22 protein-coding genes are annotated in these 20994 nt (G+C 67.2%); 4 read left to right on the top strand and 18 right to left on the bottom strand.

All coding sequences use genetic code 11. The annotated features are described in order from the left end of the window. Window positions 1-34: 34 nt before the first annotated feature. The 13 genes from E0W80_RS00280 to E0W80_RS00220 all read right to left on the bottom strand — a co-directional run bounded on the left by E0W80_RS00280 (window position 35) and on the right by E0W80_RS00220 (window position 12208). Entirely contained in the window at window positions 35-802 is a 768-nt protein-coding gene (locus E0W80_RS00280) for a regulatory protein RecX (protein WP_240740421.1), read from the bottom strand. A gap of 95 nt (window positions 803-897) precedes the next feature. Further along, entirely contained in the window at window positions 898-1947 is a 1050-nt protein-coding gene (gene recA / locus E0W80_RS00275) for a recombinase RecA (RefSeq protein WP_047519284.1), read from the bottom strand. 268 nt (window positions 1948-2215) lie between these two features. Beyond that, complete coding sequence (locus tag E0W80_RS00270; RefSeq protein ID WP_047519286.1) at window positions 2216-2440, bottom strand: DUF3046 domain-containing protein; 225 nt, start codon at window positions 2438-2440, stop codon at window positions 2216-2218. A gap of 19 nt (window positions 2441-2459) precedes the next feature. Further along, window positions 2460-2768 (bottom strand): helix-turn-helix transcriptional regulator, encoded by a 309-nt coding sequence (locus tag E0W80_RS00265; protein ID WP_017830901.1) that lies wholly within the window; start codon window positions 2766-2768, stop codon window positions 2460-2462. A gap of 141 nt (window positions 2769-2909) precedes the next feature. After that, window positions 2910-3398, bottom strand: coding sequence for a CinA family protein (locus E0W80_RS00260; protein ID WP_131490872.1), 489 nt, complete (start codon window positions 3396-3398; stop codon window positions 2910-2912). Then, a complete protein-coding gene (gene pgsA, locus E0W80_RS00255; protein WP_047519289.1) occupies window positions 3395-3973 on the bottom strand; it encodes a CDP-diacylglycerol--glycerol-3-phosphate 3-phosphatidyltransferase in 579 nt (192 codons plus the stop codon). The genes E0W80_RS00260 and pgsA overlap by 4 nt, the downstream gene beginning before the upstream one ends. Beyond that, window positions 3973-6687 (bottom strand): DNA translocase FtsK, encoded by a 2715-nt coding sequence (locus tag E0W80_RS00250; RefSeq protein ID WP_131490871.1) that lies wholly within the window; start codon window positions 6685-6687, stop codon window positions 3973-3975. The genes pgsA and E0W80_RS00250 overlap by 1 nt, the downstream gene beginning before the upstream one ends. Before the next feature lie 74 nt (window positions 6688-6761). Next, entirely contained in the window at window positions 6762-7256 is a 495-nt protein-coding gene (locus E0W80_RS00245; RefSeq protein ID WP_131490870.1) for a GNAT family N-acetyltransferase, read from the bottom strand. 72 nt (window positions 7257-7328) lie between these two features. Beyond that, a complete protein-coding gene (locus tag E0W80_RS00240) occupies window positions 7329-9005 on the bottom strand; it encodes a ribonuclease J (protein WP_131490869.1) in 1677 nt (558 codons plus the stop codon). A 53-nt stretch (window positions 9006-9058) separates the two neighbouring features. Continuing rightward, on the bottom strand, window positions 9059-10036 hold the full coding sequence (dapA, locus tag E0W80_RS00235; protein ID WP_131490868.1) for a 4-hydroxy-tetrahydrodipicolinate synthase: 978 nt from the start codon (window positions 10034-10036) through the stop codon (window positions 9059-9061). Window positions 10037-10164: 128 nt separating this feature from the next. Next, window positions 10165-10926: an SDR family oxidoreductase gene (locus E0W80_RS00230; protein ID WP_131490867.1), complete on the bottom strand. Its 762-nt coding sequence runs from the start codon at window positions 10924-10926 to the stop codon at window positions 10165-10167. Then, window positions 10926-11402, bottom strand: coding sequence for a dihydrofolate reductase (locus E0W80_RS00225; RefSeq protein ID WP_131490866.1), 477 nt, complete (start codon window positions 11400-11402; stop codon window positions 10926-10928). The genes E0W80_RS00230 and E0W80_RS00225 overlap by 1 nt, the downstream gene beginning before the upstream one ends. Continuing rightward, a complete protein-coding gene (locus E0W80_RS00220) occupies window positions 11399-12208 on the bottom strand; it encodes a thymidylate synthase (RefSeq protein WP_131490865.1) in 810 nt (269 codons plus the stop codon). The genes E0W80_RS00225 and E0W80_RS00220 overlap by 4 nt, the downstream gene beginning before the upstream one ends. A 119-nt stretch (window positions 12209-12327) precedes the next feature. On the opposite strand from E0W80_RS00220, the gene E0W80_RS00215 reads away from it, so the two are divergent. From E0W80_RS00215 to E0W80_RS00205, 3 genes are all read left to right on the top strand, one after another. Continuing rightward, window positions 12328-12741 carry a thioredoxin family protein gene (locus E0W80_RS00215; RefSeq protein WP_047519301.1) on the top strand — a complete coding sequence of 138 codons (414 nt, stop codon included), beginning with the start codon at window positions 12328-12330 and terminating at the stop codon, window positions 12739-12741. Between the two features lie 21 nt (window positions 12742-12762). Beyond that, window positions 12763-13341, top strand: a complete 579-nt coding sequence (locus tag E0W80_RS00210) for a DUF4395 domain-containing protein (protein WP_131490864.1) — start codon at window positions 12763-12765, stop codon at window positions 13339-13341. Window positions 13342-13425: 84 nt separating this feature from the next. Next, window positions 13426-13851 (top strand): OsmC family peroxiredoxin, encoded by a 426-nt coding sequence (locus tag E0W80_RS00205; RefSeq protein ID WP_047519305.1) that lies wholly within the window; start codon window positions 13426-13428, stop codon window positions 13849-13851. Window positions 13852-13866: 15 nt separating this feature from the next. Here E0W80_RS00205 and E0W80_RS00200 read toward each other — a convergent pair whose 3' ends face one another. The 5 genes from E0W80_RS00200 to E0W80_RS00180 form a co-directional block, all read right to left on the bottom strand. Then, window positions 13867-14304 carry a hypothetical protein gene (locus E0W80_RS00200; RefSeq protein ID WP_131490863.1) on the bottom strand — a complete coding sequence of 146 codons (438 nt, stop codon included), beginning with the start codon at window positions 14302-14304 and terminating at the stop codon, window positions 13867-13869. Further along, entirely contained in the window at window positions 14304-15044 is a 741-nt protein-coding gene (gene dapB / locus E0W80_RS00195) for a 4-hydroxy-tetrahydrodipicolinate reductase (protein WP_131490862.1), read from the bottom strand. The genes E0W80_RS00200 and dapB overlap by 1 nt, the downstream gene beginning before the upstream one ends. Before the next feature lie 82 nt (window positions 15045-15126). Further along, window positions 15127-15729 (bottom strand): histidine phosphatase family protein, encoded by a 603-nt coding sequence (locus tag E0W80_RS00190; protein WP_047519311.1) that lies wholly within the window; start codon window positions 15727-15729, stop codon window positions 15127-15129. Between the two features lie 68 nt (window positions 15730-15797). Then, window positions 15798-16826, bottom strand: coding sequence for an aldo/keto reductase (locus tag E0W80_RS00185; protein WP_047519313.1), 1029 nt, complete (start codon window positions 16824-16826; stop codon window positions 15798-15800). A 220-nt stretch (window positions 16827-17046) separates the two neighbouring features. Continuing rightward, complete coding sequence (locus tag E0W80_RS00180) at window positions 17047-19323, bottom strand: polyribonucleotide nucleotidyltransferase (RefSeq protein ID WP_131490861.1); 2277 nt, start codon at window positions 19321-19323, stop codon at window positions 17047-17049. Window positions 19324-19683: 360 nt separating this feature from the next. Here E0W80_RS00180 and E0W80_RS00175 point away from each other — a divergent pair, with 360 nt between their 5' ends. Then, window positions 19684-20994 (top strand): UDP-glucose/GDP-mannose dehydrogenase family protein, encoded by a 1311-nt coding sequence (locus tag E0W80_RS00175; RefSeq protein ID WP_131490860.1) that lies wholly within the window; start codon window positions 19684-19686, stop codon window positions 20992-20994.

Here is a 20994-nt window from a genome sequence, read left to right as displayed (position 1 = left end):
CGAGCCGATTCCACGCGTGTGCCGCGTCGGGATCTCAGTCCGAGTCGACGAATCGGACGCCCGAGGTCGCCCTGCCGAACGTCGCCTCCTGCAATGCCGTCTTCGCCGCCTTCATCGCTGTCGATCCGTTGTAGCCGCGACGCGAGAGCTGCCCCATCAGACGCCGAAGCGCCGTGTCGTGGTCCAACCGGGCGAGCGAACGAGCCTTGCTCCGAGCGAACTCGAGAGCGCGTTCGTCGTCATCGTCGGGTAGCTCATCGAGCGCGACGTCGATAACCTCGCGCGGGATGCCCCGCTGGGCCAGCGCCCGGGAGAGTGCGACGCGCCCCTGCCCCTTCCGCTCTACTCCCGACGTCACCAGAACCTCGGCGAGAGCGGCATCGTCGAGGTAGCCTCTGCGTCCGAAGTCTTCGATCACCTCGTCGATCGAGGCGCTGTCGAGCTCGTGTCCCCGCAACATCTGACGCGCTTCGGAAACCGACAGCGAGCGGGATCGCAGCTTCCGTACGAGCGACTCCTCGGCCGCGGTACGGGCCTCGTCCGGATCAACCTCGTCGCCACCCGACACCTCGTTGGATGTGTCGAGCGCATGGAGACGGGGGCCGGAGCTCGCCTCGCCTGCTCGCCCGGCTCCCGGTCTCGCAGATGCTCCTCGGGCGGGATGGCGGTCACTGGGCGTGCGCGCATCGGACGTCGTACCGAGCGCGGATCCGCGAGGCGGAGTGTCCCACGTCGATCGCCACGCTCCGGCGTCGTTCGTGTGACCGGGCTCGGCTTCCGAGACGACGTCGCTTCCTGCCACAGCGCTCCGGCCGGGGTCCCCCTGAGGGCGAGCACCGCCGAAGAGAGGAATGATGGGGGCGATCCGCTCGGAATCGCCCCCACGTGTGTCATTCATCAGGCCGGACGACGCTCGGCGAGCTCGTCAGCGGCGTCAGGAGCGACGAGCTGCGCACCGATACCGAGCTTCTGCTTGATCTGCGTCTCGATCGCGAGAGCGATATCGGGGTTGTTCAGCAGGAACGTACGGGCGTTCTCCTTGCCCTGCCCGAGCTGGTCGCCGTCGTAGGTGTACCACGAGCCCGACTTCTTGACGATGGCATGCTCGACGCCGAAATCGATCAGGCTGCCTTCGCGTGAGATGCCGACGCCGTAGAGGATGTCGAACTCCGCCTGCTTGAAAGGCGGAGCCATCTTGTTCTTCACGACCTTGACCCTGGTGCGGTTACCGACAGCGTCGGTCCCGTCCTTCAACGTCTCGATACGACGGATGTCCATCCGGACGGACGCGTAGAACTTCAATGCCTTACCACCGGCCGTGGTCTCGGGCGAGCCGAAGAAGACACCGATCTTCTCGCGGAGCTGGTTGATGAAGATCATCGTGGTGTTCGTCTGGTTCAGGCCACCGGTCAGCTTGCGAAGCGCCTGCGACATGAGTCGAGCCTGCAGCCCCACATGCGAGTCACCCATCTCTCCCTCGATCTCGGCGCGCGGCACGAGCGCGGCGACGGAGTCGATGACGATCAGGTCGATCGCCCCGGATCGAACGAGCATGTCGGCGATCTCGAGCGCCTGCTCACCGGTGTCGGGCTGCGACACCAGGAGCGCGTCGATGTCGACACCGAGCTTCGCTGCGTAGTCGGGGTCGAGAGCGTGCTCCGCGTCGATGAAGGCCGCGATACCGCCGGCGCGCTGTGCGTTCGCGATCGCATGCAGCGTCAGCGTGGTCTTACCCGAGGACTCCGGTCCGTAGATCTCGACGATTCGACCACGCGGGAGTCCGCCGACGCCGAGGGCGACGTCGAGCGCGATGGAGCCGGTCGGGATGACCGCAACGGGGGCGCGCTCATCACTGCCCAGCCGCATGACCGAGCCCTTTCCGAACTGACGGTCGATCTGGGCGAGGGCGGTCTCGAGGGACTTCTCGCGGTCTGCGGGTGATGGCATGATGTGCTCCTTCTGCGCGCGTGGTGCCGCCTGTAGGCTGTCGCGGCCCTCCCGGTTGGGAGTGACTCTCCGACAAGGCGTATGGCTCTTCGGCTTGTTCTCCACCGTACGAGGGGCCACCGACATCGTCTCGGCAAACTCACGTTCGGTGGACAATCACAGCTCTGAACCACCTGTGCAGAAGACTACGCTCTCTTCGAACGAATATTCGACGACACGCCGCCGATCGCACACCGTGTGCCGTAACCCGCGGACATCTCCGACGGAATCAGTGCCCGCGCGGCTCCAGACGGCCGACACCGTGACGCCGGTTCTCCGGGACGTCCATCTCCACGCACAGTGCGAGCCAGATCTCACGGGGCGGCGTCCCGTCGGCCAACGCCTCGAGCGCCGTGCGACCACGAAGAGCCGAGAGTCCAAGATCGTTCACCAATGACGATGCTCGCGCCTGGAATTCGGTGTCGACCGCGCGCAGAAACTCGCTACGACGCATCGTCACTCCAGCACCCTGCTCAGTGCAACGAGAGCTGAGGCTCGATCGACGCCACGAGGTCGTCCGGAACGACATCCGGGAAGACCTGGATACCCTCGAGAACCGAGATGCGGTCTCCGACCTCGCGCATGATCGTCGAGATGGGCACATCGAGAGCATCGGCGACGGATGCGAGGATCTCGCTCGAGGCTTCCTTCTGCCCACGCTCAACCTCACTGAGGTAGCCGAGCGCAACCGACGCCTTGCTTGCAACCTGCCGGAGCGTGCGCCCCTTCTGCAGGCGGAAGTCCCTCAGCACATCGCCGATTTCCTGTCGTACAAGAATCATCGGAACCTCCTCCCCGTGTGATCGTTCGGGGTCTCCCCCGATAGGACAGCCAGTCTAGTACGCCTGGCCTGCACGAAATCTACCCCTGCACTCTGTGGTTTGAATGTGAGCACATCATTGATAACCCGACCGGGCCGGACACTATTCCGCGACCAGGTCGAGCAGTGCTTCGAGCGCCGCAGCCACCGTCTGCGCCCGGATCGAATCCCGGTCGCCGCGGAAGCGGAATTCTCTCGCCTGCGCTCCGTTCGGCGTCACGATACCGATGTGCACGGTACCGACGGGCTGTCCGTCCGGCGAATCCGGTCCCGCGATGCCGGTGGTGGACACGCCGACATCCGCGGGCCGATCGTCTACGCTCACCACTCGCCGCACACCCCCGGCCATCTCCAGCGCGACCTGGGGGTGCACCGGACCGCGCCGGGCGAGAAGCTCGGCGTCGACGCCGAGCACCGTCGCCTTCACGGAGGTCGCATAGGCCACGACACCGCCGAGGAGAACGGCGGAGGCTCCGGGGACGGAGACGACCTCTGCGCACAGCGCCCCGCCGGTGAGGGACTCCGCCACTCCCAGTGTCCACCCGCGTTCGTCGAGCGCCGACAGAACGGCGGCGGCGCTCGTCTCGCTCATGCCCTCTTCTGCCGCGATCCGCGCACCTGCGCCACGATGTAGTCGATCCCACTCGCCACGGTCAGCAGCAAGACGATGATCATCAGGATGAACGTCACCAGTGTCCATGCTTCGAGACCGATGAGGACGTGCAGGGGAAGCAACGCCCATCCCAGGGCCACACCCTGGAACGCCGTCTTGATCTTGCCCATCCACGCGGCCGCGACCACATGCTCGCTCGCGACCATCAGGCGATGGATGGTGATCCCCCACTCGCGCACGAGAATGATCGCGACGATCCACCAGCTGACCTCGTCGAGGATCGCGAGACCGATGAATCCCGCCCCGGTGAGGAGCTTGTCGGCGATCGGGTCCCAGAGCTTCCCGAAATCGCTGACGATGTCGTACTTGCGAGCGAGGTAGCCGTCGACCCAGTCGGTGGAGATGCCGACGATGAAGATGATCGCAGCGGCCCAGCGCAGTCCGGGCTCAGCCAGGCCGTAGGTTCCTCCGAGCAGCAGCAGGACGAAGAACACGACGGCGAGCGGGATCCGCGCGACCGTGATGGCATTGGGCAGCTGCCGCGGGATGGCCATCAGTCACGCCCCGTCAGGCCCCAGGCGTCTTCGTCGCCCTCGGCCTCCACCTCGGGAAGACCCTCGTACTGGGCCGCGATCGGATCATGGGCCGGAGGCATCGGTGGGACCGGCGGGGCGGCAGGTGCCGTCGGCGCGGCGGAGGCGGCAGGAACGTCCTCGCCGCGCAGCTTCGCCATCACCTGCGGCAGCTGCTCAGCCGTGACCAGCACGTCCCGCGCCTTCGAACCCTCCGAAGGCCCGACGATCTCGCGGGATTCCAGCAGGTCCATCAGGCGACCGGCCTTCGCGAAACCGACACGCAACTTGCGCTGGAGCATCGACGTCGACCCGAACTGCGACGAAACGATGAGCTCGGCCGCGGCGAGCAACAGCTCCAGATCGTCGCCGATGTCCTCGTCGACCTCTTTCTTCTTGGTCGGCTCCATCGCCTCCTGCACGTCGGCACGATAGTCCGGGCGCGCTTGGCGGGTGACGTGCTTGACGACGGCGTCGATCTCCTTCTCGTCGACCCACGCGCCCTGCAGTCGGAACGGCTTGGAAGAACCCATCGGCGAGAACAGCGCGTCACCCTGACCGATGAGTTTGTCGGCTCCCGGGCTGTCGAGGATGACCCGGCTGTCGGTGACGCTGGTGACCGCGAACGCGAGACGCGACGGCACGTTGGCCTTGATCAGACCGGTGACGACGTCGACGCTCGGACGCTGGGTCGCGAGGACGAGGTGGATACCGGAAGCGCGCGCGAGCTGAGTGATGCGGACGATCGAGTCCTCCACGTCGCGCGGGGCGACCATCATGAGGTCTGCGAGCTCATCCACCACAACCAGGAGGTACGGGTACGGCTTGAGAACGCGTTCACTGCCCACCGGCAGCTCGACCTCACCGGCCCTGACGGCACGGTTGAAGTCATCGATGTGGCGGAAGCCGAACGACGCGAGGTCGTCGTACCGCATGTCCATCTCCTTCACGACCCACTGCAGCGCTTCGGCCGCCTTCTTCGGGTTCGTGATGATGGGCGTGATCAGATGCGGAACGCCGGCATAGCTGGTGAGCTCCACACGCTTCGGGTCGATCAGGACCATGCGCACGTCGGCGGGACGCGCCCGCATGAGCAGACTGGTGATCATGGAGTTCACGAAGCTGGACTTACCGGAGCCGGTCGAGCCGGCGACCAAGAGGTGCGGCATCTTGGCGAGATTCGCGATCACGATGTTGCCGCCGACGTCCTTGCCGACGCCGATCGTCATCGGGTGCGTGCTCTTCTGCGCGGCGGGCGAGCGCAGAACGTCGCCGAGCGCGACCATCTCCTTGTCGGCGTTCGGGATCTCGATCCCGATCGCGCTCTTGCCCGGGATCGGCGAGAGGATGCGGACGTCGTTCGAGGCGACCGCATAGGCGAAGTTGTTGCTCAGCTGCAGGATCTTCTCGACCTTGACGCCGTGCCCGACCTCGACCTCGTACTGCGTGACCGTCGGGCCGCGCGAGAATCCGGTGACCTTCGCGTCGACCTTGAACTGCGACAGCACGCTCGTGATCTGCTCGATCACCTTGTCGGTCGCCTCGGAGCGCATCACGGGCGGCGGCCCTTCGACCAGCAGTCCCGGCGACGGCAGGACGTACGGGGTGACGGGAGCCTGGGGACCACGATCCCCCGGGCCCGCGGTCCCGAATCCGTCCAGGCCGGGGAGCTCGGGGACCTCTCCGGTGTCGGACGCATCATCCAGCAGCGCTGTGTTCTGCTGCTCGGCGAGCGAATCCGCAACGGAGCGCACGTCCGAGAGAACCTCGGTGGCGGCGTCATAAGGATTCTCGACGACGACCGCCTGGTCGTACGCCGGGGTCGGCTCGGACGTCGTCAGCAGAGCGGTGATGTCGTCGGAACCGAGGGTCCCCTCGTCGGGGTCTTCTTCGCGCCCGGACTTGTTCCGCCGCCACCAGGGCAGCACGTCGGGGTCGTCGACCTTGTCGGCGTCGTCGATCGCCGCATCCTTCGCCGGCTTCTCCGGGCGCTCGGCGTCGAACATCCACGCGTAGAGGTCGCCGAGTCGGGAGCCGATGCGGTTGGGAGGGGTCTTGGTGAGGATCAGGATGCTCAGCGCCGCGAGCAGCGACAGGACGATGTAGGCGGGAATGTCGGTGAGGTAGCTGAGCGGCTGACCGAGCATCCAGCCGAAGAGACCGCCGGATTCGCTCAGGGCGAGCATTCCCTCCCTGGGCTGAGGACCGTCGCCGGCCACGTGGCAGAAGCCGGCCAGCGTCAGGATGAAGAGCCCGAACCCGATACCGATGCGACCGTTGTCATGCACGGACGACGGGTGGCGGAACAGCCATCCGGCCAGCAGAAGCAGAAGCACGGGCATCACGAAGGCGACGCGTCCGATCAGCCCGCCGACGGAGTACGCGCTGATGTTCGCGGCGACCTCGTTGCCGATGAAGAACCACTCGTTGACCGCTCCGAGGACGGCGAGCACGACCAGGAAGAACGGGAATCCGTCGCGGCGATCGTCTTTCTCGAGCGTCTCCGGCCCGAACGCGCGGAAGAGTCCGCCGACACCGTGTGCCAATCCGACCCAGGCACGGACGACGATCGGAGGCTTCTCGGCCTCGTCGATGTACTTCTTCGGAGCGGGCTGGGCCTTGGGAGCCGTCTGCCGCTTGGGGCGCGACGGTGCGCTGGTCGACGCGCGCTCTGTCTTCGTGGAACTCCTGGCCATGCTCTCACGTTACGTCCAACAGCCGACATCACCGCGTAATGACGCGGCTTTCCGCGGATCCGAGAGGGCATCGACTAGGTGGTGGCACGGACCATCGTGTCGCGCGCGGAGCCCTGCCCGACCACGACGAAGCCCTCCGCGCGATAGAGGTTGCGTGCGAAGTTGTCCCGTTCCACGCTCAAGCTGATCCGCGAGTGACCTTGGGACCCCGCGAGTTCCACGACACCGCGCAACAAGGTGCGCCCGACACCGCGTGCCCGCCACAGCGGATGCACCCCGATGATCAGCTCCGGGACGGCGACACCCACGAAACCGAATCCGGGCGCATTCTGCGGAAGCACGCGATACCAGGCTGCGCCCACGGGCACGTCGTCCTCACCGGTGGCCACCAGTCCGTCGTCGGCCGACCTCTTCCACCCTGCGAGATAGCGCCGGTGCTCAGCCGACGTCAAGACCTCGTGCCGCGGACGCACTCCCCCGGCACGCCAGTTGGCGGCCTCGACGAGCATGTCGCCGAGGAACATCGCATCCGTCTGCGCCGCCCTGCGGAGGGAGAAACCCCTGTACATGACGTGAGCCTAGGGCGCCGGTGTTACATCGGGATGACGGTCAGCCGTGAGTGGGGAGACGACCCCCTGCACTCACGCTTCGATGACGAGCGGCACGATCATCGGACGACGACGCAACCGCTGGTTCACCCAACGACCGATCGTGCGTCGCACGACCTGCGACAACGCGTGGGTGTCACGGACGCCGTTGCCTGACGCTTCCTTGAGCGCCGCGACGATCTTCGGCGTGACGTCGTCGAACACCGAGTCATCCTCGGCGACACCGCGCGCGTGGATCTCCGGACCGGAGATGATGCGCCCCGTGCCGGCGTCCACGACGACGATGACGGAGATGAAGCCCTCCTCGCCGAGGATCCGACGATCCTTGAGGTCGGCATCGGTGATCTCGCCGACGGTGGAGCCGTCGACGTACACGAATCCGAGGTCGAGCTGGCCGGCGACCTTCGCGACGCCGTCCTTCAGGTCGATCACGGTGCCGTTCGAGGCGATGATCGTGTTCTCCTCGGAGATGCCGGTGTCCTGCGCGAGCTTGGCGTTCGCGATCAGGTGCCGATACTCCCCGTGCACGGGGAGGACGTTCTTCGGCTTGAGGATGTTGTAGCAATAGATCAGTTCGCCGGCGGCGGCGTGTCCGGAGACATGCACCTTCGCATTCGCCTTGTGGACGACGTTCGCACCGAGCTTGGTGAGTCCGTCGATCACACGGTAGACGGCGTTCTCGTTGCCCGGAATGAGGCTGGAGGCGAGGATGACGGTGTCGCCCTCGCTGATCTCGATCGCGTGGTCCAGATTCGCCATCCGGCTCAGCACCGCCATGGGCTCCCCCTGGGAGCCGGTGGACATGTAGACGATCTGCTCGTCGGGTAGGTCGCGCGCCTTCTTGAAATCGATGAGCACCCCGTCCGGCACCTTCAGATAGCCGAGCTGCTCGGCGATCGTCATGTTGCGAACCATGCTGCGGCCGAGGAAAGCGACACGGCGGCCGTTGGCGTACGCCGCGTCGATCACCTGCTGCACGCGATGGACGTGGCTGGAGAAGCTCGCGACGATGACGCGACGAGGTGCCTTCGCGATCACCTGGTCGAGCACGGGGCCGATCGAGCGCTCCGTCGGCGTGAACCCGGGGACGTCGGCGTTGGTCGAGTCGACGAGGAACAGGTCGACACCCTCTTCGCCGAGGCGCGCGAAAGCCCGGAGGTCGGTGATGCGACCGTCCAGCGGCAGCTGATCCATCTTGAAGTCACCGGTGGCGAGCACCATTCCCGCCGGGGTACGGATCGCCACGGCCAGCGCGTCGGGAATCGAGTGATTCACGGCGACGAACTCGAGGTCGAACGGGCCGACCCGCTCCTGCTGACCTTCCTTCACCGTGAGCGTGAAGGCCTTGATGCGGTGCTCCTTGAGCTTCGCCTCGACCAGTGCAAGGGTGAGGCCCGAACCGATCAGGGGGATGTCGCTCTTGAGCCGGAGCAGATAGGGAACGGCGCCGATGTGGTCTTCGTGGCCGTGCGTGAGCACCACACCCACGATGTCGTCCAGGCGGTCACGGATGGGCTCGAAGTCCGGAAGGATCAGGTCGACGCCGGGCTGGTGCTCCTCGGGGAAGAGCACACCGCAATCGACGATCAGGATCTTGCCGTCGTACTCGAACATGGTCATGTTGCGACCGATCTCGCCGAGTCCGCCGACCGGGATGACCCGAAGCGTTCCTTCGTCGAGAGCGGTCGGTTCTACCAGGGGAATGGACATGCTGTCTCCTCAGTCGGACACTCCGCGCGTCCGTTCGTTCGTGGCGACGCGACTCAGCGCGTCGTGCCGTGCACCTTCGGCAGGGCACCACCCGCAGCCGCATTGCGGTCGGGTCGGAAGTTCGAGAAGTCCGCACCGGGAACGTTCTGCACGAGGTCGAGCTCATCCTCGATGAGCGCGGCCTCCCATTCCTCGGGGCCGACCAGGGGAAGGCGGACGCGCGGGCTCGAGATGCGACCGAGTCCGTGCAGGATGTACTTCGCCGCGACCGTTCCCGGCACGTGGGTCATCACGGCACGCACGAGCGGCTCCAGGCGCTTGTGCTCCGCGGTCGCCGTGGCGAGGTCACCCGCGTTCACCGCGTCGATGATCGTGCGGTACGGGGCCGCCGCGACGTTGGCCGTCACGCCGATGAGGCCCGTGGCACCGATCGCGAGGTGCGGCAGCACGTTCGCGTCGTCGCCGGAGAAGTACATCAGGTCGGTCTGGTTGAGCACGCGGCTCACCTCGGAGAAGTCGCCCTTGGCGTCCTTCACGGCGAGGATGTTCGGGTGCTTCGCGAGCCGCAGAATCGTCTCGTACTTGATCGGCACACCCGTGCGCCCCGGAATGTCGTAGAGGATCACCGGCAGATCGGTCGCGTCGGCGACCAGCCGGAAGTGCGTGAGGACTCCGGCCTGCGTCGGCTTGTTGTAGTACGGCGTGACGATCATGATGCCGTCGGCGCCGGCCTTCTCGCTGGCCTTGTAGAGCTCGATCGCGTGGGCCGTCTCGTTGGAGCCACCGCCGGTGATGATCTTCGCGCGCCCCGCCGAAACGGACTTGCCGACCTCGACGAGCTTGAGCTTCTCCGGGTCCGTCAGGGTCGAGGTCTCGCCGGTCGTTCCCGTCACGACGATGCCGTCCGCGCCTGCGGTGATCACGTCATCGATGTGCTTCTCGACAGCGGGCCAATCGACTTCACCGTCGGCCGTCATCGGAGTGACGAGCGCGACGAGAACCTGTCCGAAAGGGTTGCCCGAGTGCGTCATAAGCCCAGCGTATAGGTTCGACCGGTGGTCCCGCGGACGCGGTGACGCAGATGCACCTCTCCTCGGGGCGCACGGGTCCGAGCGCGTCCCCCGGGCCTGCGCACGTCTCTCGTCGACTCCTGTCAGCCTCAGACGCGACCGCGCCGAGCGACGCCGGACGTGAACGAGCGGGGCAGGACACGCGTCAGCGCCACGATCGCCTTGTACCGAAGTGACGGAACGGATACTGCTCTGCCGCGCGCCGCATCGCGCAGACCGGTACGGACGACATCGCGCGCATTCAGCCACATGATCGCGGGCACACCCTCCTCCCCCACGGCCAGCCCCATCCGCTCATGGAAGGACGTGTGCGTGAATCCGGGGCAGAGCGCGGTGACACTCACTCCGTCTCGTGCGTACTCCGCATTCGCCCAGCCGCTGAATCCGATCAGCCAGGACTTGCATGCCGAATAGGTCGACCGGGAGATGAACCCGGCGACGGACGCGACGTTGATGATGCGACCACCGCGCCCGCGCATCGTCTGCAGCGCCGCGTGCATCAGGCGCATCGACGCCTCGACGTGCACGCGGAGGTGTCGCACCTCGTCGTCGATGTCGTTGTCCGCGAACTGCAGCGGCAGACCGAACCCGGCGTTGTTGATCAGGAGGTCGACCGGGTCGGAGGTGTCGCGCAATCGGGCGGCGACGCGCTCGACCTCGCTCTCCGCCGCGAGGTCGGCGACGAGGATCTCGACCGCGACACCGTACTCCGTGCGCAGCTCCGTGCCCAGCGCCTCCAGCGTCTCGGGTGTCCGCGCCACCAGGATGAGGTCAGCTCGACGCCGTGCCAGCTGGCGCGCGAACTCGGCTCCCAGCCCTGCGCTGGCTCCGGTGATCAATGCGGTGGGCATCAGCGCTCGTACCCGAGGAAGCGGTAGCGGACGCCGGTGCGCGATGTCTGCCACTCGCCTTCGTCGACGAGTCGCCAGCCGGTCGTGGCGGGCGCATAGGCGTCTCCGGCGACGTCGATGTCGAGCTCGGTGACCTCGAGGCGATCGGCGTCGCCGATGACCTGACGGAAGATCTCCGCGCCTCCGATGATCCACGCCTTGTCCAGCCCGCGGACTGCTTCGGCGACGGTCGCCGCCCGTCGCGCGCCCTCGTGACGCCAGTCCTGTTGGCGCGTGATCACGATGTTGTCGCGCCCGGAGAGCGGGCGGAATCGCTCCGGAAGGGAGTCCCACGTCTTCCGGCCCATCACCACCGGTGCCCCGAGCGTGACGTCCTTGAAGTGAGCGAGATCCTCCGGAACGTGCCAGGGCATCCCGCCCTCCGCTCCGATCACGCCGCCGCGCGCCTCAGCCCAGATCAGCCCGACCCACGTCATACGGCCACCGCCGCCCGGATCGGCGCGTGATGCTGGTAGTCCTCGACGATGAAGTCCTCGTACCGGTAGTCGAAGATCGACTCCGGCTTCCTCGCCAGTCGCAGGGTCGGGTACGCGTAGGGCTCGCGGCTGAGCTGCTCGCGCACCTGCTCCACGTGATTGTCGTAGACGTGGCAGTCACCGCCGGTCCACACGAAGTCCCCGGGCTCCAGGCCGACCTGCTGCGCGATCATCAGGGTGAGCAGCGCATAGGAGGCGATGTTGAACGGCACACCGAGGAACATGTCGGCGCTGCGCTGATACAGCTGACAGGAGAGCTTTCCATCCGCGACGTAGAACTGGAAGAGCGCATGACACGGCGCGAGGGCCATGTCGGGGATATCTGCAGGATTCCACGCCGAGACGATCAGACGACGGGAATCGGGCGAGCGCCGGATCTGCTCGATGACCTCGGAGAGCTGGTCGATGCTGCCGCCGTCGGGAGTCGGCCAGGAGCGCCACTGCACCCCGTACACCGGGCCGAGATCGCCCGACTCGTCCGCCCACTCGTCCCAGATCGTCACGCCGTTGTCGCGCAGCCATCCGACGTTGGAATCCCCTCGGAGGAACCAGAGCAGCTCGTACGCGATCGACTTGAAGTGCACGCGCTTCGTCGTGATGAGCGGGAAGCCCTTCGCGAGGTCGAAGCGGATCTGCCGCCCGAAGACGCTCGTCGTGCCGGTACCCGTCCGATCCGACTTGTGCGTGCCGGTCTCCACGACATCGCGGAGCAGATCTTCATAGGGGGTCGGAACGGCGGCGCTCATGACAGCCACGATACCTTCCCGCCCCCGTCGCGGGGTGGATCCTCCGCCTTGGAAAGCGCCGTTCGTCATCATCGGAAACATCGACTCCCGATCCCACGAGCGCGGCGTACTCTCGACGCATGTCGCCCGCGCTCGCCCTCGTGATCGTCCTCGGTCTCCTCGTGCTCGCCACGGCGGTCGGGGTCGCGCTTCGTCGGCGCGACGGGCGGCGGCGCGACGGCGGCAGGCTCCGGTTCGATGCCACGGACATCCCCTCGGCAGCACTCGGCTCCCGCGCGACACTGGTGCAGTTCAGCACCGAGACCTGTGCGCGTTGCCCGCAGGTGCGCCGGTTGCTGCACTCCTACGCTTCGGGTGACGACGGGCTCGCGCACATCGAGGTCGATCTGACGCACCGCCCCGACCTTTCGGCACGGTACAAGGTGCTGCAGACGCCGACGACCTTCCTCATCGACGGCTCCGGCACCGTCCACGCACGATTCCACGGTGTCCCCCACCGTCATGCACTCACCGAAGCGGTCGCGGCCGTCTGAGGCGCGAAGACTGGAGCACACATGACCACGCCCGCACGCATAGACCCCCGCGGTCCGCGATTCGCGGCCACGATCACCGCGGCACTGCTGCTCGTGGCCACGTTCCTGGCGTTGACGGGGATATCCACCGCCCAGGCGGGCGCGGCGACGTTCGGCTGGTACGCCTATCAGCCGTCGACCGGCGCGACCTTCGTCCCCGGCGGATGGGCCGTGGCTGGAACGCCCCTCGTTCACCGTGCCCTGGACCCGGGATTCCTGCTCACGGTGATCATCGCCCTGCTGTTCCTATGGGCCCTCGTCTCGCCGAGGACGGCCCCCTGGGGTGCCCTGTTCCGCGCGCTGGTGCGCCCTCGGCTCGCGCCACCTGCGGAGCTTGAAGATCCGCGACCGCCTCGGTTCTCTCAGGGGGTCGGCCTCTTCGTGGTCGGCGTCGGTCTCGTTCTGCACCTCGTCGGGGTCCCCTGGGCGTTGCCGATCGCCACCGCTGCCGCCTTCATCGCCGCCTTCCTCAACGCGGCGTTCGGCTTCTGCCTCGGATGCCAGATGTACCTGCTGCTCCAGCGGGTCGGCGTGATCGGCCGGACAGCCCCCGCAGCGTGATTCCGGTTCCCTCCGAACCGAACCGTCGATAGGCTGGCCGCGACGTGACCCCTCATCCCTCGGGGCACGAGAACCGGAGGAACCATGCCCGTCACCAGCGAAGCCGCCAGCACCTGGACAGGATCGCTCATGGAGGGGTCGGGCACCGTGGCGTTCTCTTCGTCGAAGCTCGGCACCTTCCCGATCAACTGGAAGGCCCGCAGCGAAGGCAGCGACACCACGACCACGCCGGAAGAGCTCATCGCTGCCGCTCACGCCTCGTGCTTCAGCATGGCGCTCTCCCACGCCCTGGCCGAGAACGGCACGCCTCCCGAGCGAGTCGACGCGAGCGCGTCCGTCACCTTCAAGCCCGGTGTCGGCATCACCGGCAGCCACCTCAACGTCAACGCGACCGTCCCGAACCTCACTCCGGAGGCGTTCCAGGAGATCGCGAACGGAGCGAAGACCGGGTGCCCGGTGTCTCAGGCGCTCGCGGGCATCGAGATCACGCTCGAGGCGACGCTCGCCTGATCGTCGAACCCGACGTCAGGGTCGACGGAAGAGGCGGATCGCCTCGCGGATGCTGGCTCTGGCGTCTTTCCGGCGTCCGGCGGCGTCTTGCACGACGCCCAGGCGGTACCGTGCACGCCAGTCGTCATGCGCGGCGTCCGCTTCCGCTGCGTACCGCGCGATGAGGGGGTCTGCGTCGGCGCGCGCGATACGCCCGCTCGGTGTCAGCTCGGTCTCCACCGGAGGCATTCCTCCCTCCGCGTCCAGCAGTCGCCCCAAGCGGTCCGCGCCGAAGCCGAACATCATCTCCCGGACGAGCGCCCAGGCACCGATCGGAGCCAGCACGAGGAGCGTGATGCCCATGCCGATCGAAATCGGAGTGCCGACCGAGATGAACATCACGGCGAGCCAGACCGCGACCGCAAGGTAGACGAGCAGCGCCGCCGCCATCAGCGCGACGCCGATCCGCGACATCACGAGCGGATGCCGATGTCGATCATGTGCTCGAGGCCGACGACCACACCGGCGGCGCTTCGCGCGAAGGGGACCGCGATGCGGATCCCGGGTGCGTAGGCGAGCGCCGAGTCCGTGGTGTCATGGGTGAACGTCAGCGATTCCCCCGGCCCGGACAGGATGACCTCCTGCTTGGCGACGACACCGGGGCGACGCAAGGAGTGAATGGGCACGCTTCCGACCTGCTGCCCCCGGGCGCGCTGATCGGCGTGCGGCGCACTCACCGGCCCCTGCTCCGCGCGCGCGGCCGCGATGAGCTCCGCGGTACGCACGGCCGTGCCGCTGGGCGAATCGATCTTGGTCTCGCGATGCGCCTCGATGATCTCCGCGGAGCCGAAGAACGGGGCCGCCGCCGCCGCGAGAGCTGACCCGAGCACCGATCCGAGCGAGAAGTTGGGGATGAAGACCGCACCGGTCCCGGCCGCCTCGACAAGGGGGCGCACCAGCGCGATCCGCTCGGCCGACCACCCCGAGGTCGCGACGAGCACATTGATCCCTCGCTCGACGGCGGCGCGGACGACGTCGACGCTCACCTGCGGCGTCGATGCATCGATGACGAGGCCGGCGCCGTCCAGCTCGGAGAGTTCACTCGTCGAGGTCAGCACACGGCTCACCTCGAACCCCTCGAGCTCGTCGACCACCGCATGGATGATCTGTCCGAGCTTCCCGGTGCCGCCGACGAGTGCTACCTGCGTGGTCATGCGTCCAGTCTATTTCGCGGACATCGCCCGCCTCGCGGGGCGCGCGGGACCGCATCGCACCCGATTCGGGGAGCGCTCGACCTCACACGAGCAGTGCGTCGGGAATTCCGGTGCGCAGCTCCACCGGCAGGTGACCGGTGTCGTTGTGCGTGAGCAGCGTCCACGGCCGTCCCTGTTTCTGCGCGATCACCGTCAGGCCGCAGTGCGACTGGTTCAAGGTCATCCAGCGCCACTCCGGTGCCGCGAGCACCTCGCGGACGAACCAGGAGATCACGAAGTTGTGGGTGATGAGCACCTCGTGGACATCGCCGGTCTTGCGAACGAGGAACTCGTTGACGGCATCCGACATCTGTGCGCGCCCCGCCTCGATCTCCGCCTCGGTCACCGACCCGAAGAACGGTTCGAACGCAGACGGAGTGTCCTCGGTCATCCCGGTCGGCACGCAGTCGAAGAGCAGTGCCGTCGGTGCGGGGTCGACCGAGGGCAGTCGCGCGGCGATCGCCCGCGCCGTCTCGTTGGCCCGCAAGAGCGGGGAATGCCACACAGCATCGAGCGGAAGGCCGGACAACCGGTCGGCGATCAGCTCCGCCTGACGCTGCCCCCGCGGGGAGAGGGGTCCGTCGGCGAGACCATGTTCTGCGTCCTGATGTTCACCGTGTCTAACCAGATATATGTAGTGCGTCACAACTCGCTCGCTTCATTGCCAGCATCCGCCGGGCGTTCATTCCACCCTATGTCAACGGCGGACGATACTCAGTTGCCGGCCCGCGTGAGCTCGGCGAGGTGGCTCCGTGACAGCGAGACGCCGGCGCCCTGCATGAGCTCATCGACATGATCCGTCGCGAAAGCGTTCACGATCGGCGCAGCGACGGTGCGCTGCGCGAGAAGCCAGGCGATCGACACCGCCGCCACGGGCACGCCGAGCTCTTCGGCGACCTGATCGAGCGCGCGCAACACCTTGATGCCTCGTCGATTCAGGTGCCCACGCAACTGCTCGCCGCGCACGCCGCGCGAGGTGAGCGCCTTGTTGCGGTGCCGACCGGACAAGAACCCGTGCTCGAGCGCATGGGACGGCGTGACCGCCAGGTTCTGCGCGCCGGCCACGAGGCGCAGATCGCCTTCGAACGGCAGACGCCGGACCAGGTTGTACGGTGCGTCGATGACCTGCACCCGCGGGTAGCCGGCAGAGGCGAGGATGCGCGCCTCGACCAGCCGCTCCGGCGCGAGCCCGTAGGCGCCGAGCGCGCCGACCTTGCCCGCGTCCGACAGCCATTCGACGGTCGCCAGGGTGTCTTCGAGGTTGGTCGTCGCGTCGAGCGTGGCGTCGAGGTACAGCACGTCGATCCGCTCGACACCGAGTCTGGTGAGCGAGCCCTCGACCGCGCGCACGAGGTTCACGGAGCCGAGCCCGGGGTTGTCGGCATGAGCGCCGACGCGCACACTCAGGACGGCACGCTCGCTCTGTCCGCGCGAACGCAGCCACTGGCCGATGATGTGCTCGCTCCGACCACCGGAGAATCCGTCCGCGGTGTGGATCGCATTGCCACCGAACTCGACGTAGCGATCGAGGATGCCGTGGCTGGTCTCGAGGTCGACGTTCCAGCCAAACTCTGCAGCGCCGAGCATCAGCGGGAAGGTCTCGAAGCCGGTCTCGCCGAGTGGCACCCGGATGGATTCCCCTATCCCCGGACCGACGATGGGAATGGGCGCGGAGGGATGCTCGGCTGCGGCCGCGTGGTCGCGTTCCGCTGACGCTCCTGCGCCTACGCCGAACAACCGCATACTCTCTCACCCCCGCGTCGATCGGTGCGTCCCGACCTGCGTACCTGCTGGATCTGCACCCCCCGGTGCGTACTTCCGAGGGTAGGCGAATTCACACAACGTCCTGACCAATCCGGGGAACGTCGGGGAAACGCCCGATAACGATTTGGTCACACCGGAGACGACGGAACCCGCGCCCGTCCAGCGCGGACGGACCCGGGTTCCTGTTCGAGCTCTGGGCCTACTCCGCGGCAGCGGCCTCGACAGGAGCTGCCTCGGCGGCCGGAGCGTCGTCGAGCACGGGCTCGAGCGAGAGCTTGCCGCGGTCATCGATCTTCGTGATCTTCACGAGGATCTTCTGACCGACCGACAGGACGTCATCGACGTTCTCGACCCGCTTGCCACCGGCGAGCTTGCGCACCTCGGTGACGTGCAGGAGGCCGTCCTTGCCCGGCAGCAGCGAGATGAACGCACCGAACGTGGCGATCTTCACGACGGTGCCGAGGAACTGCTCTCCGACCTCCGGGTTGGTGGGGTTCGCGATCGCGTTGACCTGAGCACGGGCGGCCTCGGCCGAGGGGCCGTCGGTCGCGCCGATGTAGACGGTGCCGTCCTCCTCGATGGAGATCTGCGCGCCCGTCTCGTCCTGGATCGCGTTGATCGTCTTGCCCTTCGGGCCGATCAGCTCACCGATCTTGTCGACAGGGATCTGCACGCTGATGACGCGCGGAGCCGTGGGCGCCATCTCGTCCGGAGCGTCGATCGCCGCGTTCAGGACGTTGAGGATCGTCAGACGAGCCTCGCGGGCCTGGGTGAGCGCACCGGCGAGCACCGACGACGGGATGCCGTCGAGCTTCGTGTCGAGCTGGATCGCCGTGACGAACTCGCTGGTACCGGCGACCTTGAAGTCCATGTCGCCGAGAGCGTCTTCGGCGCCGAGGATGTCGGTCAGTGCCGCGTAGCGGGTCTCGCCGTCGACCTCATCGGAGACGAGACCCATCGCGATACCGGCGACGGGGGCGCGCAGCGGCACACCCGCGTTCAGCAGCGACAGGGTCGACGCGCACACGGAGCCCATCGAGGTGGAGCCGTTGGAGCTCAGCGCCTCGGACACCTGACGGATCGCGTACGGGAACTCCTCGCGGCTCGGCAGCACCGGCACGAGGGCGCGCTCGGCCAGGAAGCCGTGCCCGATCTCGCGACGCTTCGGCGAACCGACACGGCCGGTCTCACCGGTCGAGTAGGGCGGGAAGTTGTAGTGGTGCATGTACCGCTTGCTCGTCGTGGGCGACAGCGAGTCGATCTGCTGCTCCATCTTGAGCATGTTCAGCGTGGTGACACCCATGATCTGGGTCTCGCCGCGCTGGAAGATCGCGGAGCCGTGCACGCGCGGGATGACCTGCACCTCGGCGTCGAGCGGACGGATGTCCGCCAGGCCACGGCCGTCGATGCGAGCGCCCTCGGTGAGGATGCGTCCACGGACGATCTTCTTCGTGACGGACTTGTACGCGGCGGAGAACTCCAGCGGAGCCGCGGCCGGCAGCGAACCCGCCTCGGTGGCCTCGATGAGCTCGGCCTTGACGCGGTCCTTGATCGCGTCGTCAGCGGTCTGACGCTCGACCTTGTCGGCGATCTGGTAGACGTCGCTGAGCTCGGCGAAAACGCGCTCGGAGACGAAGCTGTAGACCTCGTCGCTGTACGCGGGGAAGACCGGGTACACGCCCGGCTCCTTCGACGCGGTGGCGGCGAGCTCGGCCTGAGCCTTGACGAGCTGGGCGATGAAGGGCTTCGAAGCCTCGAGGCCCTGGGCGACGATCTCCTCGTTCGGCTTCGTGGCGCCGGCCTTGATCAGGTTCCAGCTGTCCTCGGTGGCCTCGGCCTCGACCATCATGATGGCGACGTCTTCCGTGCCATCGGCCTTGGTGACCACGCGGCCGGCGACGATCAGGTCGAACACGGCCTCCGAGACCTGCTCGGCAGTCGGGAACGCGACCCACTGGTCCGCGCGCTGGCCGTTGCCGGGGATGAACGCGAGGCGCACACCGGCGACGGGGCCCGAGAACGGCAGACCCGAGATCTGGGTCGACGCCGATGCCGCGTTGATCGCGAGAGCGTCGTAGAACTCGCCCGGTGCGATCGAAAGGACGGTGATGACGATCTGGACCTCGTTGCGCAGGCCGTCGACGAACGACGGACGCAGCGGACGGTCGATCAGACGGCAGACGAGGATCGCCTCGGTGGAGGGACGACCCTCACGACGGAAGAACGAGCCGGGGATCTTGCCTGCGGCGTAGGAGCGCTCCTCGACGTCGACCGTCAACGGGAAGAAGTCGAAGCCCTCGCGCGGGTGCTTGCCTGCGCTGGTGGCCGAGAGGAGCATGGTCTCGCCGTCGAGGTACGCGGCGACTGCGCCCTGAGCCTGCTGCGCGAGGCGGCCGGTCTCGAAGCGGATGGTGCGGGTGCCGAAGCGGCCGTTGTCGAGAACGGCCTCGGTGGCGGTGATTTCAGGACCTTCCAAGAGGTCTCTCCTTCTTTGTTTAGACTCGCGAGTCCATGTGACGCGCGAGCGTGTTCAAAGGAGCGGAACGGAAGGGTTCGGGCGCGCGGGCACTCCCGCGAATCTCGCCTGCGCTGGCCACCAGTAGAAAGCCACCCGACACGTGCCGAGGAACCCACCACAGGGGACCAGCTTCTCCGCCGATCGCTCCATGAGTCGGTGTGAAGTTGTGCAGTTGACACACGTCAACCTCATCCACCCTACCAGCGCACACCTCGAATGCTGGTGTCGCTCCGAGCTTCGCGGATCCGACACGTGACGGTCAGATGCTGTTCATCCGCAGGATCCCGCGGCGCGACGAGGATCCGCTCTGCTGAGATCATGCGCATGTCAGTGATCGGCTGCGGGTACCTCGGTGCCGTGCATGCCGCAGCGATGGCCTCCCTCGGACACGATGTCACGGGTATCGACGTCGACGAGGAGAAGATCGCCGCCCTCATCGCGGGGAAGGCACCGTTCTTCGAGCCTCGACTCCCGGAGATGCTCGAAGAAGGCCTCGCTTCCGGACACCTGCGATTCAGCAGCCGGATGGCGGATGCCGCGGGCGCGGACGTCCACTTCCTCGCGGTCGGAACGCCTCAGATTCCCGGAGGTCACGCCGCGGATCTCCGCTACGTCGATGCGGCGATCGACGCGCTGCTCCCCCACTTGCGCCGCGGGGACGTCGTCGCGGGCAAGTCGACCGTGCCCGTCGGGACCGCCGGGCGACTGGCACCGCTCATCGCCGCGTCGGGAGCGACCCTGGTCTGGAACCCTGAATTCCTCCGCGAAGGGTGGGCGGTGCACGACACCCTGACCCCGGATCGTCTCGTGGTCGGTGCGGAACAGGATGGTGACGGGACGCGCGCCGTCGCCACCCTGCGCGAGGCGTACGCCGCGGCCGTCGACGCCGGAACACCCTTCCTGGTCACCGACCTCGCCACGGCCGAGCTGGTCAAGGGGGCGTCGAACGCCTTCCTCGCCACCAAGATCTCCTTCATCAACGCGATGGCGGAGATCGCCGAAGCCTCCGAGGCGGACATAACGCTGCTCGCCGATGCCCTCGGGCTGGACAGCCGTATCGGGCGACGCTACCTCGGCGCAGGTATCGGCTTCGGTGGCGGGTGCCTGCCCAAGGACATCCGCGCCTTCGCCGCGCGCGCAGATGAGCTCGGTCGCGGCGAAGCGGTCGGCTTCCTGCGCGAAGTGGACATGATCAACCTGCGACGCCGCGACCGGGCCGTGCGCCTGGTGGTGGATGCACTCGGCGGACTCGTGTTCGGGCGCCGGATCGCGGTCCTCGGAGCGGCGTTCAAACCATTCAGCGATGACATCCGTGATTCTCCGGCTCTGGATGTCGCCGTGCGCCTGCGAGGTCTCGGCGCAGACGTCGTCGTGACCGACCCTGCGGCGATCGACAACGCCATCGCCGCGCACCCGCAACTGGGATATGCCCGCGAGCGCGACGACGCGCTGCGCGACGCCGATGCCGTGGTGATCGTGACCGAATGGGACGAGTACCGGCGTGAGCTCTCGCCCGAGCACGCGGGCGGACTGGTCCGCGGGCGGATCGTCATCGATGGACGCAACTGTCTCGACGCGGCGGCGTGGCGCGCCGCCGGCTGGCAATATCACGGCATGGGTCGACGCTGA

The sequence above is a fragment of the Microbacterium sp. PI-1 genome (assembly GCF_004337555.1).
Lineage (GTDB): Bacteria > Actinomycetota > Actinomycetes > Actinomycetales > Microbacteriaceae > Microbacterium > Microbacterium aurugineum.
This window is presented reverse-complemented; position numbering and strand designations above follow the sequence as displayed.

Bases quoted from the DNA above. Each gene is read 5' to 3' on its own strand.
- recA (WP_047519284.1), bottom strand. From the start codon at position 1,947: ATGCCATCACCCGCAGACCGCGAGAAGTCCCTCGAGACCGCCCTCGCC.
- E0W80_RS00270 (WP_047519286.1), bottom strand. From the start codon at position 2,440: ATGCGTCGTAGCGAGTTTCTGCGCGCGGTCGACACCGAATTCCAGGCG.
- E0W80_RS00265 (WP_017830901.1), bottom strand. From the start codon at position 2,768: ATGATTCTTGTACGACAGGAAATCGGCGATGTGCTGAGGGACTTCCGC.
- E0W80_RS00260 (WP_131490872.1), bottom strand. From the start codon at position 3,398: ATGAGCGAGACGAGCGCCGCCGCCGTTCTGTCGGCGCTCGACGAACGC.
- pgsA (WP_047519289.1), bottom strand. From the start codon at position 3,973: ATGGCCATCCCGCGGCAGCTGCCCAATGCCATCACGGTCGCGCGGATC.
- E0W80_RS00250 (WP_131490871.1), bottom strand. From the start codon at position 6,687: ATGGCCAGGAGTTCCACGAAGACAGAGCGCGCGTCGACCAGCGCACCG.
- E0W80_RS00245 (WP_131490870.1), bottom strand. From the start codon at position 7,256: ATGTACAGGGGTTTCTCCCTCCGCAGGGCGGCGCAGACGGATGCGATG.
- E0W80_RS00240 (WP_131490869.1), bottom strand. From the start codon at position 9,005: ATGTCCATTCCCCTGGTAGAACCGACCGCTCTCGACGAAGGAACGCTT.
- dapA (WP_131490868.1), bottom strand. From the start codon at position 10,036: ATGACGCACTCGGGCAACCCTTTCGGACAGGTTCTCGTCGCGCTCGTC.
- E0W80_RS00230 (WP_131490867.1), bottom strand. From the start codon at position 10,926: ATGCCCACCGCATTGATCACCGGAGCCAGCGCAGGGCTGGGAGCCGAG.
- E0W80_RS00225 (WP_131490866.1), bottom strand. From the start codon at position 11,402: ATGACGTGGGTCGGGCTGATCTGGGCTGAGGCGCGCGGCGGCGTGATC.
- E0W80_RS00220 (WP_131490865.1), bottom strand. From the start codon at position 12,208: ATGAGCGCCGCCGTTCCGACCCCCTATGAAGATCTGCTCCGCGATGTC.
- E0W80_RS00215 (WP_047519301.1), top strand. From the start codon at position 12,328: ATGTCGCCCGCGCTCGCCCTCGTGATCGTCCTCGGTCTCCTCGTGCTC.
- E0W80_RS00210 (WP_131490864.1), top strand. From the start codon at position 12,763: ATGACCACGCCCGCACGCATAGACCCCCGCGGTCCGCGATTCGCGGCC.
- E0W80_RS00205 (WP_047519305.1), top strand. From the start codon at position 13,426: ATGCCCGTCACCAGCGAAGCCGCCAGCACCTGGACAGGATCGCTCATG.
- E0W80_RS00200 (WP_131490863.1), bottom strand. From the start codon at position 14,304: ATGTCGCGGATCGGCGTCGCGCTGATGGCGGCGGCGCTGCTCGTCTAC.
- dapB (WP_131490862.1), bottom strand. From the start codon at position 15,044: ATGACCACGCAGGTAGCACTCGTCGGCGGCACCGGGAAGCTCGGACAG.
- E0W80_RS00185 (WP_047519313.1), bottom strand. From the start codon at position 16,826: ATGCGGTTGTTCGGCGTAGGCGCAGGAGCGTCAGCGGAACGCGACCAC.
- E0W80_RS00175 (WP_131490860.1), top strand. From the start codon at position 19,684: ATGCGCATGTCAGTGATCGGCTGCGGGTACCTCGGTGCCGTGCATGCC.